This window comes from Janthinobacterium sp. CG_23.3 (assembly GCF_046115965.1).
Classification (GTDB): Bacteria; Pseudomonadota; Gammaproteobacteria; order Burkholderiales; family Burkholderiaceae_D; genus Janthinobacterium.
On record NZ_JBJXIB010000060.1, the window covers coordinates 1 to 16,680 of the forward strand.

At 54.6% G+C, this 16,680-nt stretch carries 16 protein-coding genes; 3 read left to right on the forward strand and 13 right to left on the reverse strand.

Annotated elements, in window-relative coordinates; translation table 11 throughout:
• Nucleotides 1-486 precede the first annotated feature (486 nt).
• The 6 genes from ACFDR9_RS15130 to ACFDR9_RS15155 all read right to left on the reverse strand — a co-directional run bounded on the left by ACFDR9_RS15130 (nt 487) and on the right by ACFDR9_RS15155 (nt 7,339).
• Nucleotides 487-1,131: an MAE_28990/MAE_18760 family HEPN-like nuclease gene (locus ACFDR9_RS15130; RefSeq protein ID WP_409031511.1), complete on the reverse strand. Its 645-nt coding sequence runs from the start codon at nt 1,129-1,131 to the stop codon at nt 487-489.
• Between the two features lie 8 nt (nt 1,132-1,139).
• Nucleotides 1,140-2,243: a DUF262 domain-containing protein gene (locus ACFDR9_RS15135; protein ID WP_409031512.1), complete on the reverse strand. Its 1,104-nt coding sequence runs from the start codon at nt 2,241-2,243 to the stop codon at nt 1,140-1,142.
• 539 nt (nt 2,244-2,782) lie between these two features.
• Nucleotides 2,783-3,937, reverse strand: a complete 1,155-nt coding sequence (locus ACFDR9_RS15140) for a tyrosine-type recombinase/integrase (RefSeq protein WP_409031513.1) — start codon at nt 3,935-3,937, stop codon at nt 2,783-2,785.
• A gap of 1 nt (nt 3,938) precedes the next feature.
• Nucleotides 3,939-4,283 carry a hypothetical protein gene (locus ACFDR9_RS15145; protein ID WP_409031514.1) on the reverse strand — a complete coding sequence of 115 codons (345 nt, stop codon included), beginning with the start codon at nt 4,281-4,283 and terminating at the stop codon, nt 3,939-3,941.
• 612 nt (nt 4,284-4,895) lie between these two features.
• The gene (locus ACFDR9_RS15150; RefSeq protein ID WP_409031515.1) at nt 4,896-5,312 is read right to left on the reverse strand and encodes a hypothetical protein; all 417 of its coding nucleotides are present in this window, start codon (nt 5,310-5,312) and stop codon (nt 4,896-4,898) included.
• Nucleotides 5,313-5,566: 254 nt separating this feature from the next.
• A complete protein-coding gene (locus ACFDR9_RS15155) occupies nt 5,567-7,339 on the reverse strand; it encodes a DUF3987 domain-containing protein (RefSeq protein WP_409031516.1) in 1,773 nt (590 codons plus the stop codon).
• 157 nt (nt 7,340-7,496) lie between these two features.
• On the opposite strand from ACFDR9_RS15155, the gene ACFDR9_RS15160 reads away from it, so the two are divergent.
• Entirely contained in the window at nt 7,497-8,504 is a 1,008-nt protein-coding gene (locus tag ACFDR9_RS15160) for a hypothetical protein (protein ID WP_409031517.1), read from the forward strand.
• 244 nt (nt 8,505-8,748) lie between these two features.
• Here the strand turns inward: ACFDR9_RS15160 and ACFDR9_RS15165 are convergent, their stop codons facing one another.
• From ACFDR9_RS15165 to ACFDR9_RS15175, 3 genes are all read right to left on the reverse strand, one after another.
• On the reverse strand, nt 8,749-9,486 hold the full coding sequence (locus ACFDR9_RS15165; protein WP_409031518.1) for a hypothetical protein: 738 nt from the start codon (nt 9,484-9,486) through the stop codon (nt 8,749-8,751).
• Between the two features lie 13 nt (nt 9,487-9,499).
• Nucleotides 9,500-10,666 carry a hypothetical protein gene (locus ACFDR9_RS15170; RefSeq protein ID WP_409031519.1) on the reverse strand — a complete coding sequence of 389 codons (1,167 nt, stop codon included), beginning with the start codon at nt 10,664-10,666 and terminating at the stop codon, nt 9,500-9,502.
• A gap of 361 nt (nt 10,667-11,027) precedes the next feature.
• A complete protein-coding gene (locus ACFDR9_RS15175; protein WP_409031520.1) occupies nt 11,028-11,615 on the reverse strand; it encodes a hypothetical protein in 588 nt (195 codons plus the stop codon).
• A gap of 12 nt (nt 11,616-11,627) precedes the next feature.
• On the opposite strand from ACFDR9_RS15175, the gene ACFDR9_RS15180 reads away from it, so the two are divergent.
• Complete coding sequence (locus ACFDR9_RS15180; RefSeq protein WP_409031521.1) at nt 11,628-11,987, forward strand: hypothetical protein; 360 nt, start codon at nt 11,628-11,630, stop codon at nt 11,985-11,987.
• Nucleotides 11,988-12,027: 40 nt separating this feature from the next.
• On the opposite strand, the gene ACFDR9_RS15185 is transcribed toward ACFDR9_RS15180, so the two are convergent.
• Both ACFDR9_RS15185 and ACFDR9_RS15190 read right to left on the reverse strand, forming a co-directional pair.
• A complete protein-coding gene (locus tag ACFDR9_RS15185) occupies nt 12,028-12,582 on the reverse strand; it encodes a hypothetical protein (RefSeq protein WP_409031522.1) in 555 nt (184 codons plus the stop codon).
• Nucleotides 12,583-12,744: 162 nt separating this feature from the next.
• Nucleotides 12,745-14,889, reverse strand: a complete 2,145-nt coding sequence (locus ACFDR9_RS15190) for a hypothetical protein (RefSeq protein WP_409031523.1) — start codon at nt 14,887-14,889, stop codon at nt 12,745-12,747.
• A gap of 177 nt (nt 14,890-15,066) precedes the next feature.
• On the opposite strand from ACFDR9_RS15190, the gene ACFDR9_RS15195 reads away from it, so the two are divergent.
• Nucleotides 15,067-15,513, forward strand: coding sequence for a hypothetical protein (locus ACFDR9_RS15195; RefSeq protein ID WP_409031524.1), 447 nt, complete (start codon nt 15,067-15,069; stop codon nt 15,511-15,513).
• 33 nt (nt 15,514-15,546) lie between these two features.
• Here the strand turns inward: ACFDR9_RS15195 and ACFDR9_RS15200 are convergent, their stop codons facing one another.
• Both ACFDR9_RS15200 and ACFDR9_RS15205 read right to left on the reverse strand, forming a co-directional pair.
• The gene (locus ACFDR9_RS15200; RefSeq protein ID WP_409031525.1) at nt 15,547-16,140 is read right to left on the reverse strand and encodes a hypothetical protein; all 594 of its coding nucleotides are present in this window, start codon (nt 16,138-16,140) and stop codon (nt 15,547-15,549) included.
• A 101-nt stretch (nt 16,141-16,241) separates the two neighbouring features.
• Nucleotides 16,242-16,403, reverse strand: a complete 162-nt coding sequence (locus ACFDR9_RS15205; RefSeq protein ID WP_409031526.1) for a hypothetical protein — start codon at nt 16,401-16,403, stop codon at nt 16,242-16,244.
• Nucleotides 16,404-16,680 lie beyond the last annotated feature (277 nt).

Here is a 16,680-nt window from a genome sequence, read left to right on the forward strand (position 1 = left end):
CGGTTTTGGTGGCATGCACGCATGATGCGTTATCCACGATTCGTTTACAACAACTTTCTACGCTGTACGCTCAGGCTGAATAGTCACGGATTTTCAAAACAAGGCTCCACCGCGCGCGCCAACAAGCGACTGGGTCCATCAGCTAGGTAGCGAGTCTGACGCCGAACACGGAGTGCGTCAAGGAAATCCCTGCAATATGGGATTTTGGCGTTCCTTCCGATACGTCCCCAACGCATCGGTTTTGCATGTCACGGGGTTGGACTGATCAAAGGGGCTATTCCGACCCGTGAACCGGGGATAGACAGGCGAAACGCGGGACAGGGAATCGGCCACATCGCGGACATCGTTCAGGCAGCCGTTTGGTAGTGAATAGTCTGATGTGGAGATCCTTATCGTGCGACAGGTGTAGGACAGTCGGCTCGATTGAGCATTTAATGCGAGATGGACCGGAATTGCATGAATTGCAATTCTGGACGGGCGAAGTAATTAGACGCCTCGATCAAAGCGTTTAAGTACGGAGGAATTCTCAATCTCGTTTCGATATGTTTCGATTAATACAATGACGTCGTCATGCAACTGGAGATATTCAGCAACGGTTACATCGATCTCCTCGCCGTGTGCGATATGGTTGCGCGGGTTCACTAGGTTGGAGTCAATAAAATTCAACCGTGTCGCGAACGGAGCGTGATCCAATCCAAGCGCAGACAGGATATCAAGCAAAACGGTGGATGAAAGATTCGATTTTGTATCTACTACATTCCGATACGGGACATTCGATTGTGTATCTAATGAGGTACAGAAAAAATCTGCCAGTGCATTCCCACCTGAAATTCTTTCACTCGCGGAAAGCTCACTAAATTTCGATCGCAATTTTAGTGCTACGAAGTTTGCGGTAAGGCGACGATATGGAAGGCGATGTGAGGCAACATATTCGAGGTAATATGATGACGTTTTTTTTACAAAGCCTTCCCAGTGTGCATAAAGGAGGGCGACCGCTGATCGAATTATGACGCGCGATCGCAATTGCCCATCATATTCTTGAGCCATAGATCGCAGCTCCGTTAACTCCTTTCTTCGCCAGACGAGCTCCTCTGCAATGCGGTCAATAAGTTGATCAGTAGTACGAATCATTTAATGCCTCATTTTTGGAAGAGATTTCTACCGAATGGAATTAAACGAGGAAGGCGTCTTGAGGCATTGACCCCGGAACTTGCCCATTCCGTAAAAGCCTTATTTTTCCAAACTGATCGAGCACGTTCTACAATTTCTGTTTTGTCGCAAAGTGTACCTTCGCCAATGTTGAAAGCCACACCAAGTGCTATCACCTCGAAAAGAGACAGGAGGAACCCGCCCTCGTGTCGGCTTTTCTTAAAATTGTAACGCTTAAAGGAGTCTTCCGCGAGTGTTGCATACAGGACATTAAATGTTTCATCGAAAAGTTTCTTGACTGGAGCACGTCTGAATTTCTTATCTTGTGACACTGCTGTCATTTTGTCAGTTAAGAAATCGCCTACGTCGCCAATCGCTTTTATTTCCGACTCTTGAATTTGCGCGAGTAATACAAATCGCAACGCAAGTTCAGTGTCATATGCCTGCTCCATAGGGCGATCGCTTAGTGCTGTTGTAGCAGAAAATGAGTCCAAAGATGGAAGGCCTTTAAGCCACTCGAAAAATACCTTGTTTATCATCACAAGGACGCAGTTCCTAACCTCTTGCGGGCTCAACTCAGAACCGCCGGTATTCAGTCGTTGAAAGAGATCATATTTGGCCGATTCATCGCTTTCTTTGAGAATGATGCTGGTTGCGAGTTTGGAGCGTTTAATGACCAGTTGCAGTTCTTTCGGAAGCGACTGGGTCGGATCGTCATCCTCCCATTTCTTATCTTTTAGTGCTGGTAAGTATTTTGTCTCTTGCAGGACGAGAGGATCAATCTTCTTACCTTTCTCATCTTTTAGAATTCCGAAGAATTGAAAAATAGTAGACAATCGCTGTAACCCATCAACAACATCCCACACGCCGTCTGTTCTTTGACTTACAAAGATCGGCGGAAGCGGGATGCCGAGCAAAATAGATTCTATAAGGCCAGTTTTTTGTGATGGAGTCCACCGATAAAAACGCTGAAATTCCGGATGTATATCTAATTCCCCGCTTTCATACATACTGGTCCATTCGCTAATGGACATTGGATAACCATCAGTCTTGATTTCGCGACGTTTTTTATTGATTTGGTCGATGAGGCTCATCGGCAGTCCTTTGGATTTATATTGGAAAGTGTCTATTGATTAAGGCGCGAGCAAAAACCGAAAGCGCTTCGGCGGTTGTTTTTCAGGATGTTTTGGATACTCTAAGTTATTGCCATTGAGTCAATTAAAAGTAGGAAAATCTCCCGAGCGGACAGTCCGCGCTCAAGCGGGATCTAAGCAGCGACTCCCTTGGACACCGGGTTCAAAAGCGCGGGTTCCGTCAGTGTGGATGGCTTTGACTTAACCGCAACGTCCTATTCTCGCCGTTCTTTTCGGATCAGTGTTCATCGTTGCCTCCGCGCATATGGGTAACTATACTTTATTGCTGCATCTCAATGTGGACAGATTGTCACTCTAGCATGGAGCTTGCGTCTGGATTCTGACACCTCAACGCGGCAAAATGTGCGAGATGCGAGTTGGTTGTGGCTCATTCGCCGTTCCATGGGCCGAATGCCTGAGCACATCAGGCGACGATTTTGGCAATCAAAAAAAAGGGCCGTGATATCCCAATATCGCGGCCCGTTGAGATGGCTTGCAGCCTATGCCTTGTTGACGAGGTTCGATACAAGCTGTGACGTATTGCGCAATGTACTCGATGCCAAGTGGGCATAGCGCTGCGTTGTAACACTAGAAGCATGTCCTAAAAGCAACTGTACCTGATACAGTGATGCGCCTTCATTAACCAACATACTTGCAAAAGCATGTCTACAATCATGGAGTCGGCAACGCTCCACTTTGGCGGCGGCGAGAATTCGGTGCCATGCCTTTGTCGGATTATTGAGAGGCTTCATCGGATCCTTGCCGGGGAAAATCCACGGCGAGTCGAGCATGCGTGGCGCGCTCTTGAAGACCTCGATAGCGGCATCATTGAGGACAACGTGGCGCGAGCGACCGTTCTTGGTCTTAGGGAGATACAGCGAGCCCTTTTCCAGGTCAAGATGCTCATAGCGACTCTGCAAGATTTCCTCTCGGCGCAGGCCGGTCAGAATCAGCGCAGCGATTGCACTCGCCGCCACAGGGTTCATGTCCAGCGGGGCCGCAGCCAAGATACGACGGATGTCGTCTGGCGACATGAAATGATCCTTCTTATTCGACTCCTTGAGCTTTTTCAAATTGGCGCAGGGAGAATGAGCAATGCGCTTCCACGACACGGCCAGATTGAAGAACACGCTCAGGAGTGCGTGGACGCGGTTGATGGTCGCTGGCGACAAGGTCGCCTTCAGGCTGCCCAGCAGCATTTGGATATCACGCTGAGATACATCCGAGAGGCGCAGGTTGCCGAGTACCGGCAGTACGTGGTCGCGGAATTTTGCGATATCGTTCTTGTAGGTGATCTTGGTCAGCTTTGCCTGCTCGACGTATTCGTCTGCAAATTCGCGGACCAGCGGCATAGATTTCTGCTGCTGACGTGCGTCTTGCGGATTTCCGCCGAGGTCGAGCGTGGCGCGGTGCTGCTGCGCCGCCGCGCGCGCCTGCTCGATGCTCATGGGGCCAAACTCGCCGACACGGACGGCGAGCTTTCCGCCACGGTACGTATATCGAAACCAGAAAAACTTACGACCGCTTGTACCGATTTGCAGTTTCAAGCCAGCCGTTTTCGGATCGGTGATTTCGTAGTTGCTCGACTTCGTGCCCTGGACGTGCGCAGCGAGCTTTTCCAGCGCTGCTTTGGTCCAGCTAATTGATGGGGTCATCTTAGTTACCTTTCTGTACGTTGGTCTCTGGTTCAGTGAAGAATTCGCGAGACTCTTCAAATTGTTCGGGGCTAAGCGGTTGGCCAATGCACACGGTCTGGTGGGTTCCTTCATAAAGGTAGCGAACTAAAATGGACTTGCTGCCAGCTCCGTTAACCACCATCTTTGGCCTGTGCGTCATCGGGGCCGTGAGTTCTCCGGCAAAGAGGTATCGGCCCAGCGCCGCGATGGTCCCTTCGACCCAGCCGAACGGATCGGACGCCTGTTCGATGCCGAGCTCCTGTTCAAACGGCAGGCTGGCCTGTTGTTGAGTTGCGCGCGACGTGTTTTTTGATTTCTGATTCATTTTTCTCTCCTGAAGTGTCCAAAAACGCTTTGGTAGGTTGGACTTTACGCGATGTTCAGGCTTTGGTTTGAGTAAGAATCCGGTTAAATATCAATAGGTTAGCGATAGAAAAAACGGATTGAGGGGCGCGTCCGGTAAGTCCTTCACCGAACCGATTTTGTTTCTACGGATTTGTCTAATATTTTCTGAAAAGAAGAGTTAAAGACGCGCTTCGGCGGCCTGTTGAGTCATGGATCTGCTTGAGGCAGTGCGCGGCTTGATTTTCCGAAGGTCATAACCGTGCTCACGATGGGCCGATTTGAAGCGTCGAACCTAGTCTTCCAAGTCCTAGGAACTGGGCGGGGTTTCGCGGTGGCTGAAATTTCATTCCTCCAGCGCTGGCGTCGGTCAATGCAAAGCGAGGTGTTTTCCGCCGAAGTTGTCGAGCTCGCGTTTCGGTCTATTCCCGGCCTTTGTCGCCGTGTCGCCGGTAGCCTCCTCGAATCCAATTTGGCCGGTGCGTGATATCGGCCAGCGATGACGTGACGTGCGGCGGTATTGGCGACACGGCGACACGGCGACAACAATGCTCGTCGCCCAAAAGCGCGAGACACATTTTCGGCGGGTATCAGCCTAATAGTCGGAGGGGAGTAGCAAGGTCGTGGCCGAGCGATCGGCCTCGGTTATCACCCAGATTCTGACGCCTTCAGTCAGCCGGTAGCTTGATAGGATGCGCGCGCCAAAGCGCAACGCGTCAGCGTTGGCCTTGGCGTCGTCTGGTCCGATATCACCCCAGTCCCCGATGGTATGCCGCGCCAACAATCGCAAAGGCGTGATGCCGTGCTGTTCGAGTTCCTTGAGTGCGCCGGGCGTGGCGACGAGTTGGCCCATCGGGAACAATGTTGGTCTGGGAATGGTTGGTTTATTCATGATTTTCTTTGGTGTTGTCCAGGTGGGGAAGGTGGCCGGTGCTTGCAGCCCGATCAAGGCTGTTGGGAATTGGCAGGCGCGAACGTCGGCAGTGATGGCGCATGGTTGGCGGCGGTTCATAGGAGAAATTGAAACTGGGCCAGCCCGGCCGGGGGAAGCTGAATACGCTATTGGGGGAAGCGGTTGCGCGCGCGACGGCGGTCACCTGGCCTTGGGCACCTCCGACAGAAGTCGCTCACTGTGCGATGTGGCGACCTTGGCGACATGGCGACATCACCCCAACATTTTGAGTTTGGGCGATGACGCTGGGGATGATCTTCGGGTGGACAAGGTGCGTTGTGGTCGTCACGCGGCACCTTGCCATTGAGAGGAGGCTACAGGCCGGTAACGGCGTAGTTTTCGTTGGAGCGCTTATTGCCCGGGCCGTACTCGATGGACTTGGTATGCGCGGAAATCTCGCCGCGTGCCTCAAGCAGCTCTAGCAAAGTCTCGGTGCGGCGCTTGGGGCGTGCGCAACGGGGGCCGTCCTTATACATCATCCGAACCGGGATGCCTGCGATATCGAGCTCGTCCTGCTTGTTGCGCATCCAATCCAGGAGGATGCCCGCGTCCAGTTCGTCTTTGTTGGCTGGCGCAACGTTGAAGGCGCTCATGGCGGCCTCCATGTAGTAGCTACCGAGCTCAATCGCGCGGAGCATGGTTTCTTCGTTGACGGTGACTACATCGGGATCGTCTGCGATCGCGAGCAAGGCGGCCAGTCGCATGACCTGTTCAGGGAAGCGACCAGCGTACCCGGCGTGTGTCGCCATGTCGCCACGGGGGCCTACCGCCGACTCCATCGCGTTGTAGTAGTTGACCCAGGCCGCTTTGGCTTCGTCGCTCAGGCGCACGGTCCTCGCATCGACGCCCTCGGTATGTGGATTAATTTTCCACGGCTGGCTTGCCAACTCAGTGATTTTTTTGCAGTACTGTTTGTACACAGGTTCGTCATCAAGGTCGATGTCATCGAACTGGCGGGTCCCGAGCAGCGACTGCGGCTGGCTGTACATGAAGCGATTTCCCAGGCCCTGCTGCATCACCAGCGGTGAACTCAAGAAGTCCATCGCGACCACTGGTTGGACGAACACCAGCAAGCTCAGGCGGCGATCTTCCGCGTAGTGGTGCTCATCGACCCGCGTGCGCGTGAGCGCTTCACCTGAGAACAGCGACGACACGTTCCCCATAAATCGGCCCAAGTTTTCAGGCTTCATGGCATGCCCGCCGAAAAGCGCGGCCCCCTCCGGAGCAATTAGAAGCTGAGAATGGCAACGCGTGATAAGCCCGACAACCATGCCATCGACGGTAACATCTTGGATGAACATGAAGTGGCGGCAATCCGTCGCACGGCTGATCGCTGCGCGAACGGGCTTGTCGATGGCGGCGATCGTTGAGGACTTGCGCTCACCCGACGCGGCAATGACAAACATGTTGATTGTGACGGGGCAGCCCGCGCCGGATTTCTTCGGTGAGACGTTGATGATGGCTTGGGCGAGTGCTGACAGCATGCCGATCAAGGCCGAGCCGACCATTTCGAGATCCACTTGCACCGCTCGCGCAATCAGCATGATTACGGCAGCCAGGCTACCGAAAGCGCTGACGGGGTAGGGCTTCTTTTGGACGGGTGCCAATACTGTCGTAATTGCTGGGCGGTGGCCGGTATTTTTGGGGACATAGTGCGTGCCTTCTTCAGTGTCCACGTCTTCGCTTTGCTCAGCGAATTCGTCATCGTCGTCGTCCGTAGGCGACCGCTGTTCGGTGTCCTCGTCGTTGCCCTCGACCGGCTCGTCTTGACGTTCGCGGACTTGCGCTGACTTCGCAATCGCCTGCGCACGGCGCTGTTTGCTCGCGTTTTGTGCGTTCCAAAGTTCCTTCATTGTCTTGGCCTTTTTCTTGACCGGCTGCTGCTGCTCGCGCTGGGCTTCAATATCGCTTTCGGGGACATGGTGCTGATTTGCGGATTGGTCGATGGCGGCATCGGCATTGGCGATGGGATCGTTTGCGGCGTCCTGCACGCTGCCTGCGTCGATTTTGGCATTGCCCAGTTCTTGACCGATGCGACGCGCTTTGATTTTTTCAACCATTTGCTTCATACTGATTTTTTGATTCATTTTCAACTCCGTTTGTTGCCAAGAACGTTCTTGGTGAAGCGAATTCTACGCGTGGCGATGAAGTATTTAATGGCCTAAATATCTAATTAAATCAATGAGTTATATGGGATCTGTGTGGCGCCATGTTCGCGTCAACTAAGTACCTCAAGGAGCAGATTTGAGCGTTACGAAATCGTCTAATCCAGACGGTAAAATAGACCGTAACCTATTCGTCGCATTTGCTAGGGAGCTTTCTGAGCTCACTGGCGAGACTCCGTCGCGTCTACACCGATGGGGCGAGGACCTGGGCCTTCCTGTGCGCTCGCGTCAGACCTTCTACACACATCTGGAACATGGTGGCTGGGTCATGGAAAGTGAGGCTGCGTCGACCGATGCCTGCCGATTGGGAAGCAACCCCGTGAATTGCCAGCTACGCTTGCGGGTAGTCTCGCTGAAGACGCAATTTAGCCGGGACAAGAAGGCGGAGGAACAGCGCCAAATAATCATATTGCTTGGCTATGAGGTGTGTTCACACCTGATTCATTTCCAGGTTTATCGAGGTCCACCCTACGTCGAGGATGAATTTGGTATCCCGCTTTGCGAATGTCTTCCTGCTGCCACGGTCGCGGGCTTTGTCAACGAATGCGGGAAGATGATTGGCTTACCGGTACAGCGGGTCTTGCTGACGCAAAATCTTATGGATTTCCAACCTGTTAGGGGCAAGGCGCCGCTCATGTCGCTAACCACGTTGGGAAGAGTGACAATGCGAGAATGGCGGGATGACATCGACGATAATGAAGTGCTGCTCAGCATTGGTAGCGAGCTGAACTACAAAACGCTGGAAGGGGAGCATCCGTTCATCAAATGGTGCGGAGTGACGAATGCGACCAAGCTGACTGTCGCCTTGTCTGATCTGGTAAAGCGGCACAATAAACATGCTGTCACGCGCCTGAGCGCAGCACAACAGCTACTGAATGCCCTCTTGAAGAAATCCGATGACGCTGTCGTGGTGCGGCGCGGCTCATTGCATTGGCCGAAGGATATGCCACAGTCGCCTTTCGAGGCACGCGTGATGAAGCACGACTATGCCTTGGAACGATACGAATTGCACGATGTTCGTTTCTGGAGGCGGCAGTACGAGGATTTCAAAGAGTTTCCCGGCGATTGCACGCCTGCGACTGAGTAACCGAGATGCCTTGGCGACATGGCGACATGGCGACGTAGTGCTGGTCCGGATTGGCGGCGGTGTGTCGCCGTGTCGCCATGTCGCCGCCGCTCCAACCGGCCGATTGTTTCGCCTCCCCGATATTGCCGGGTGAGACGTCGATTCGATTTCCGGAAATCCAAGTGCTCTTGCTCGAAATTTCTTCCAGCGCGCGCACTATCTTGGGAGTGATGGAAGGTTTATCGAGGTGTGGCTGCTGGCATGGTCAGTATGTATAGCCGTAGCCACTCAGGTCTGTCCTGAGTGCCGATATGACAATATGGTTGGCATCGGGGGACGCCAAAATATCGGCGGCGCGTAGAAAAAGCGTCTCCGATTTCTGGGCTGGATCGGCGACATATTCTTGCGATGACATGAATCCATCGAGTTCTATTCCAAGCATTGCCGTATCGATTGAGATGGACACCGCCACGTACTGGCCGGGGGCCAGTTTCGCCGCCATCGCCGCCAACCCCGTGACCACAATAACGACGCCATCGCTGAGAAGGGTATCGACAGCGCCACCCGCGCCGTCCGCGTTGACGAGATCGCTTTCCTCGTCGGTGTCGGTCAGGCTTACACAATAGGCATTTAGTACGTTCTGATAGTACACCGCGCCGCGATGATGAATAGTCGGAGCCAGCGGCGACCAATAACCAAGTTTTTTGCCGCAGCCATGCGGCAGATTTGGTGCCCCGGAGAAAATTACACCCCGCAAAATGGTAGGTATGCTGACGTGATGATTGTATGTTTCGGCGTCTGCTGGCGTGAGGTGGATAGCGACGTTGGCGTCGTCAGGCAGTTCGGCGAGGTCGAGGGCGTTTGTGTTCAGGTAGTACCCTGGAGACGACGTGAAGTCGGTCGCCTCGTAATCGCTCAGGCTGACCCGATCATAGTAGTCCAGGTCCTTAATGGCGTTGACGGTCGCCATCGCTTCTTTGCTGATATAGATTTTGGCTTGCATGGTTTGTTGTCCTTTATTCGTGGATAGTGAACCCCTTGCGCAGCAGCTTGATTTTGTGTCGCTGTTCCACGAGAGGGCGATTGATGCTGAATAGGCTAAGGTCCCGATCACCTCCGATCAGGTTTGCCTGTTTGGTATTGACGGCGTGGCGTATGGCTTGCTCCCCGACCGTGCTGTCGAAGTGGAATTGACCTGCACTGAAGCTCACGCGATCCGCGTCGTACTGCGCGCCAGCGATGAACTTCATCACGTCGTCGGCCGAGTTCATCCCGATCAACTGGATGGTCTTTCCGGCTCGTGATGATTTGCCGAGGAAGTAGCGTGGGTAGCTGGTCGCGGACTGCGATACGTCCTTGAATGTGTAGGCGAATTGATCTTCCAGAATCCGCAGCACGTCGGCGTCCAGGGTGATCAGGTCGATATCCGCAAATTCTGGATGGACCCGTGCTGCGAGCAGGTGCTTGGCGAAGCCGCCGAACAGGTGCAGGCGCGGTTCGTTCATGAGGTAGCGTGCCAGCCGTTCGGTATCCTGCACGATGTCATGGCCGACGCAATCGACGGTGGACAGGTAACGGCTTTCGAGGCACAAGGCCTTTGCGACGAACACAATGCCACTGTGGCCGAAGATCAGTTTTCCGAAGTCGAGGGGGTAAATGCTGTTGAGGTTTTCGCGCAGCACAAGGCGCTTACCTAATTGGACATAGAGCGCGAAATACTGGGGCTTTAGCGTGACGATGGCTGCGGTCGGTAGTGGCGGCAGGACAAGGGAGTATTCGACGTCAATCCCTACCCATTCGTGCTGGTAGCGCCCAACGTCGGCCAGTACGTCGGAGTCCAGCGAGATCGAGACGTAATCTACGAGCCCCTTGAGTTTTGCGATGTGCTGGATTTCGCGGGTGATGATTCTGACCTTGTAGCCATGCTCCCTGATGATCTGGATCATCGCCAGAAGTTGGGGGCAGTATTCCTCAAACCTGTACAGCGGGTCGGCGCCGCCACTAATCGTGATAAACGATTTATCACATTGCGTGATGAAGGTCGAAATATCTGCCGCGCTCTGGCCGCCGTGGGGTAGTAGCGGAGAGTCGCGCCAGTTGCAGTACGAGCAGACCTTGGCGCACCCGAACCCTGATTTTCGCCAGTTCACGATGATCGTGAAATTCGCATGTAGTGATTTCATTGCATGTCCTTTCGGAGGGTGGGGACGTCACGGGTCTGGTCGCCATCAAGCCGCGAGCGAGACGGCTGAGGCTAGAAGCGAAGCGCATGATGAAGCCGTTGCTGGACGGCCAATGGAAGCGAATTGGTGGTTCACCTTCCGCGCATCGCTGTGGGGCATTACGCGACCAAGTGATGATTGGGTAATGCGATTGACTTGGCATGATTGATCCCTCTGGCTGGTAGGTTGAAATGGAAAACGCCCGACGGTTCTTCACGAACCTTCGGGCGTTCCGGGTGTTCGTTGGCTGGACTGTCTTGGGCGCCCCTGTGTAAAGCTAATCGCCCTTTGTGGATGATTCGCCCTGACCAGTCGCGCAGGGTTATTTTTTGCGAGAGAGAGATAGCGTTTTCTTGTGTTCCTTGTGATCCGGAATCGCCTCAGTATCGATCGGCTTTTTGTCAGCGTCCTTGGTGCCAATCTCGATCAACCTTCCGGCTTCGGCGAGCATCGTTTTTTTCCATGCCGCCCAATCTCCAGATTGAATATGCTGGGTTTCGGCTTCAGGCGCTGCCGCTAGCAAACTTTCGTGGCGCAGCACGGCGACCAGAAATCCAGCGTTATTGCTGCTGCGACCGACGAACGCGTCCTTGAAGGTCTTCGAAGGAAAGGGCTTGGCGGATGTAGCCGTGTCCAGGCACGCTTCGATCTTGGTGATGTCCACGTGCTCTTTGCTGAAGTAGCCGCCGCCCTTGTTGCCGGTGATGGCGATGAAAAGTAGTTGACGTTCATTGTCAGCGAGCACGTTGTAGTTGATGCTGCCTTCGGCACGTGCGCCCAGCTTCGGAGCCGTGCCCTCCTTGAGTAGCCAGAACGATTGCGGGACAGCGGCGTCCGGCGTGGTCGCGTTGGCGGGTGTCGGTGGTTCGGTAATCGTCGGTGATGTATCCGTCGGGTTTGTCTTGGGCATGTTGATTTCCTGTTGTATGTCGATGTTTTAAAAAGCAAAAATCCCCATGACTGCACGGTCATGGGGATTCAATTGGTTTTGGGGTGTGGCATGAACGTCTGCTTGATGCTCACCGGGCGGGCGCTGATGTTGGCGCTAAATGGAAGAGAGCGCCCTTTGCTGCTGGACCAGTCCCACGATGGGGTGGCGCGTATTTTTACCATTTCGTTCCTCTACATTGAAGGCGTGAATATGAAAAAAGCCCGAAGGCCTGTTGGGCTTCGGGCTACGTCGAGTCGATCGAAGGCGATCCGCTCACATATCGGACAGGACTGTCTGTTCTTCCTGCGTGATTTCACTGCTACGAGCGGGGCAATTGTGGTTGCCGTTTGATGACAGCGAGCGCGGCGACGGCCACGCCCACAATCGCAAGCTAGCGGGACTTCGCCAACTGCGCCTTGAATTCCGGATCGTTGAAGACCGTCTTGGCAATTGCCGAGTTCACGGTGTTTTGGGTAAATCGGTTTACGTTGAACTGGACGCCGCTGTAGTCCTCGTCGGGCGCGTAGAACATCGACACGTCCGATGTGTTGTTGAATGGGTCAACGTCGAATTTCCATACATCTTTTCCGATCATGTAACCATCGCTCCACTCGCCCTTGAAGACGCAAATGAGACGGCCAGTTGCCGTCCGCGTGCCCTTCGTTGCCACATCAGTGAACCGGTAGTAAACTTTTTTACCGACCGCAGGGGGAAGGGTAAAAGACTTGAATTGCGCTACGGATTTCTCGCCACGTTCAGGGTAGACAATGTTTCCGAGTTTGTCGAAGGAAAGGTCTTTGTAGGTGTTCGGTACGGAGGTGTTCAATCGTTTCAGCATGGCGTTGTTGACTCCGGCCATGTAGTCTTCGCAGCTTTTGGCGGCGAATGCCGATGCGGATGCCAGCGACAATCCAACGGCGAAAATGGCAAGCTTGATTTCTTGCATAGTGATTTCCCTATAGAGTAGTGGTTGAATAGCCATCGGCGTTCTCGCCGATGGCATGGTGTTCACACCGGATCGCGTTGGACGTCGTCCGATTCTGCAATGCGGCTACTTCGTGCAGCGTGATCCCTGCACGAGCCGTGCTGGGACAATGCTGCGATCGTGCTACTTCGTTTTTGCTTCGACGTACCCCTTGCCGCTTTCCCAGACGTAGCGGGACTGTTGGGCCGGGACGATCCGGGAGTCGATATTTTCGGTGCCGGTTTTCTTAACCAAAAATTCGCCGGGTTGTCCTTGTTTCGAAGGCTCCACTTGTACCCTCCCCTTCCATGAGTAGCAGGCACCGTCGCCGTCTTTTACCGCACGGTCGCATGCACCGGAGTTCTCGCCGCCGATCTCGATCCGCCCAAAATACTCAACCGTGCCGCTGCTCACGCCGACCACATCGAGGTAGTCGGTTCCGTAGCCCTGACCAGAGCCTGATCCGGGCAGGAAAATTCCGGTCCACGCATGATTGAGCGCGTGATTTTCGACCTTGGCCAGGTCGCCCTTTCCGAGCGGCGATACGATCCCGTTGCCGCCCACCCCGAACAGTCCGCTTGCCTTCGCATCGGCTTTCCATTGACCGGCTTCTTCACGATAGCTGATGACATCGATCTCCCCGCCATCGGCGTTGGACGTTTTTTCAGGGCTCGTTCGTGCTGCCAATACCAAGAACCGATGATCGGCGTTGATCGCCACGGGCGTGGAATACCAAAGCGTGACTTCTTCGCCGGAAGGCAACGTCGCCTTGTCGCCTTTTTGTGTTTGGACGCCGTACAAGTCCATGAGCGCTACGGATGCGCCGGGCGTCGGCAAATTAGTCGCTGGCGTTGTTGCTGGTGCCGCTGCCGCTGCCGCTGCCGGTGCTGCGGCAGGCGTAGCACTTTCCAATGTTGGTTTCGCAGCAGCCGTCGGCACAGTGTTTTGATTGCCGGAGCCAAACTGGACGAGGGCAAATATGAGCGCAGCCCACCCAAACGCGACGATGCGTACGTTCTTGCTGTAGCCGTTGCGTAAGGTGAAGAAGGCCGCGATCATTGGTACAATGAATATCGCGATGCCAAAGCCGACGCCCACAGTCTTCTTGGCCCGCTCCTCGTCAGCTTTTGCGTGCGTGGCGTAGACCACCCCTTTGACGGTTCTGGCGACGTCATCCTGCGCGGCGCTTGCTTCCTGTAACGTCGGATAGGTCACCCCGCCCACGGTTCGACGGTTCAGATCGAGCGCCGACGAGAGTGCTAGGATGTCCGCTTTTTCGCTGGCGAATCCACGGTATCCGATGGATACCGCGTATGCTTCCAGATCAACCAGACTCCGTCCGCATGCCTCGGGCGTTGATAGATCCAGTGACGCCTTGCGCGTCGCAACTAGGTCTTTCTTTGCCTTGGTCGATACGTAGACGCCAAAATGGCTTTCGAGTACTTCCAGTTCGCCATTCTTGTCGCCGTAGGTTTTGAGCCAGTGGGTATAGAAGCCCTCGTCATATGGGTTCAGACTCAACGCCTCGATGAGCATCCCGTTCACGGCCGCATCTGGGATTCGGCCTTTCCCGATGTTCTCAAGTAGGCGCGCGGCCTTGGCTGCGGCATCTTCGGAAACGTAGCCTATGATGCTGGTCGCCAGTTTGTCGTTGAGCGCGACGATTAGCGCGAAGTGGGTATTGAAGACTACTTGATAGACGGCATTTGTCAGATGCGACTTCGTTGCTGGATCGGAGAAAATGGCACTCTCACTCGCCATGTTTGCAAGACCAGTTGCGCCCTTCGCCGCCATGTTGACGACGCCATGTAGTGCGCTAAAGAGCATGTTCGCGGCACCTGCCGCCGCTATGCCCTTGGCCGCGCCGCTCAATCCGAAGCCACCGCCAATGACGCGGCCACGATCTTCCCGGCGTTGTGTTCGGGATGCATCCAGATCCGCAGTTTTCTTGATGATTGCCGTGTACTTGTCATCGATGACCGCGAAGTCGTCGTGCCAAGTGAAGTGCCCGGAAAAATACTCCCCGAATTCGTCGGTGTTCACATCGTAAATGCCTTGAGCCGCCAAATCGCGAATTGCCTCTTCCACGACCGGCATCAACAGGCCGATCGCCACGTCGGTACAGTTTTCGTGCACGCCCTTAATGTTCTTGAAGTTGTCGGAGTACGCGCTGGAAAAAACATCGGCGGTGCTCTCGGCGAAGGCTTGATATTTGCGCCGGATGGCGTTGTATTCCTCTCGTTCCGGCGGGATGACAATTTCGATCTGGTCGAGGGAAAATCTGGTCATTGGGTCTTTTTTCCTTGAGGGCGTGAATGGAGTCGCCACGCATGGCGACACTGATTGCGAAACTGCTTCTCCGGCGCGAGATGGTGCCGTGCGGAAATATTTTATAGTAACTACACGTTACTGCGCAAACTTAATAGTTCTGTAGAGTTACTGTCGTAGTTGGTAGCGTCCTGCGGTATGGAAATGACCAACGAAAAGCTACGGCAGCAGTTCAGCGCACGACTGAAGAAGGAGTTCATCCGCATCGGGCTGCCTGTCTCCAGCCCGACGCAGATTGCGACCGAATTTAACGCGCGTTACCCGGCTACGAAGGTCGCTGCGCAGACTGTCCGGAAGTGGTTGCTGGCGGATGCGATACCGACGCAGGCAAAGCTGGTCGGACTCGCTGATTGGCTTGGCGTGTCGCCGCAATGGCTGCGCGTCGGAACGGGGGCGCGCAAGGCTGCGAAGTCGAGTGAGACTATTCACGATGAGGCTGGCGCTCATACGGGTGTGATCCTCGTCGGGCAGGATCAGGGGTCGCTCGTGCCGGTAGTCGAACTTCTGACCCGGCTGTCTCCCGCGAATGTGCGCTTGGTCGAAAATATCGTGCGGTGCGTCCTTGCCGAGGACGCCAAGGGCTGACCGATTGGCTCGTGGTCGGTACCGGAATACCTGCTACGGCGATTTCTTGCGGGGGATTGTCAGCGTCTTCTTGTGTTCGGTGTAATCCGGCACGGGTTCGCTTTCGACCTGTTTTTCGCCACCATTTACTACGGTGGGCGCGATCAGCGTTCCCGTTTCGGCGAACATCGCTTTTTTCCATGTCGCCGTGTCGCCGTGTCGCACATGCTGCGATTCGGCATCTGGCGCTGCCGCCAGCAGGCCCTCGTTGCGCAATACTGCGACGAGAAAGCCAGCGTTGTTGCTGCTGCGCCCGACGAATGTTTCCTTGAATGCTTTTGATGGACACGGTTTTCCGCTTGGGATCACATCCAGGCAGGCTTCGATTTTCTCGAACGGTACGCGCTCGCGGCTGAAGTAACCGCCGTTCGGGTTGCCGGTGATGGCGACGAAAAGATGCTGACGTTCGGAATCGGCAAGAACATGGAAGCGGATGGCTCCTTCGGCGCGCGCGCCCAGCTTGGGGGCTGTACCTTCCTTGAGAAGCCAGAATGGTGGCGTGATGGTGGCGTGCGGGGTTGGCGCGTCGGTTGGCGCGGTCGATTCAGTATTCGCCGGGGATGTGTCCGTGGAGTTCGTCTTGGTCATGCTGGTCACCTTTTGTAAGTTGAGGCTTCAGATAGCAAAAATCCCCATGACGACGGCGCCATGGGGATTCGAATGAGTTGGTGTGAGGGGTTGCTGGCCGGTCAGCGCCGATACTTCAGCGAGAAGGCAAGATCAAGGCTACGCGGCAGTAGGGCCTGCTTGATAACGGCAGCCCCTAAGTTGCCGGTGCGTGCAGCGGGAGAGCGTGTGGGCGTGTTCTTGCTGGCCCATTGCCAGGTCGGTTTCGCAGTGATGTTCATCATTGTTGGGATTTCCTTTTCTGCTTCGGAATGAGAAAAGCCCAAGGCCTTGTAAGGGCTTGGGCTCTGGCTGGGTTCAACCGTCAAAATTATATATGCGGGAAATTTCCGTTGATTCGGTACCGATCCGCGCGGCGATTACTGTTTTCGAGTCTTGGCCCAATCTGTCGGGAAGACGCCATCCCGTGGATTGCTTGGCGCTGGAGTTGGTGTTGGCTTTGGCGTGGCACTTGCCGAGTTTTGCTTCACTGTCATGGTCATTTTCTCAGGTGGAGCCGTT

Bases quoted from the DNA above. Each gene is read 5' to 3' on its own strand.
- ACFDR9_RS15190 (WP_409031523.1), bottom strand. From the start codon at position 14,889: ATGACCAGATTTTCCCTCGACCAGATCGAAATTGTCATCCCGCCGGAA.
- ACFDR9_RS15165 (WP_409031518.1), bottom strand. From the start codon at position 9,486: ATGCAAGCCAAAATCTATATCAGCAAAGAAGCGATGGCGACCGTCAAC.
- ACFDR9_RS15170 (WP_409031519.1), bottom strand. From the start codon at position 10,666: ATGAAATCACTACATGCGAATTTCACGATCATCGTGAACTGGCGAAAA.
- ACFDR9_RS15185 (WP_409031522.1), bottom strand. From the start codon at position 12,582: ATGCAAGAAATCAAGCTTGCCATTTTCGCCGTTGGATTGTCGCTGGCA.
- ACFDR9_RS15175 (WP_409031520.1), bottom strand. From the start codon at position 11,615: ATGCCCAAGACAAACCCGACGGATACATCACCGACGATTACCGAACCA.
- ACFDR9_RS15195 (WP_409031524.1), top strand. From the start codon at position 15,067: ATGGAAATGACCAACGAAAAGCTACGGCAGCAGTTCAGCGCACGACTG.
- ACFDR9_RS15135 (WP_409031512.1), bottom strand. From the start codon at position 2,243: ATGAGCCTCATCGACCAAATCAATAAAAAACGTCGCGAAATCAAGACT.
- ACFDR9_RS15200 (WP_409031525.1), bottom strand. From the start codon at position 16,140: ATGACCAAGACGAACTCCACGGACACATCCCCGGCGAATACTGAATCG.
- ACFDR9_RS15145 (WP_409031514.1), bottom strand. From the start codon at position 4,283: ATGAATCAGAAATCAAAAAACACGTCGCGCGCAACTCAACAACAGGCC.
- ACFDR9_RS15205 (WP_409031526.1), bottom strand. From the start codon at position 16,403: ATGATGAACATCACTGCGAAACCGACCTGGCAATGGGCCAGCAAGAAC.
- ACFDR9_RS15155 (WP_409031516.1), bottom strand. From the start codon at position 7,339: ATGAATCAAAAAATCAGTATGAAGCAAATGGTTGAAAAAATCAAAGCG.
- ACFDR9_RS15130 (WP_409031511.1), bottom strand. From the start codon at position 1,131: ATGATTCGTACTACTGATCAACTTATTGACCGCATTGCAGAGGAGCTC.
- ACFDR9_RS15150 (WP_409031515.1), bottom strand. From the start codon at position 5,312: ATGAACCGCCGCCAACCATGCGCCATCACTGCCGACGTTCGCGCCTGC.
- ACFDR9_RS15140 (WP_409031513.1), bottom strand. From the start codon at position 3,937: ATGACCCCATCAATTAGCTGGACCAAAGCAGCGCTGGAAAAGCTCGCT.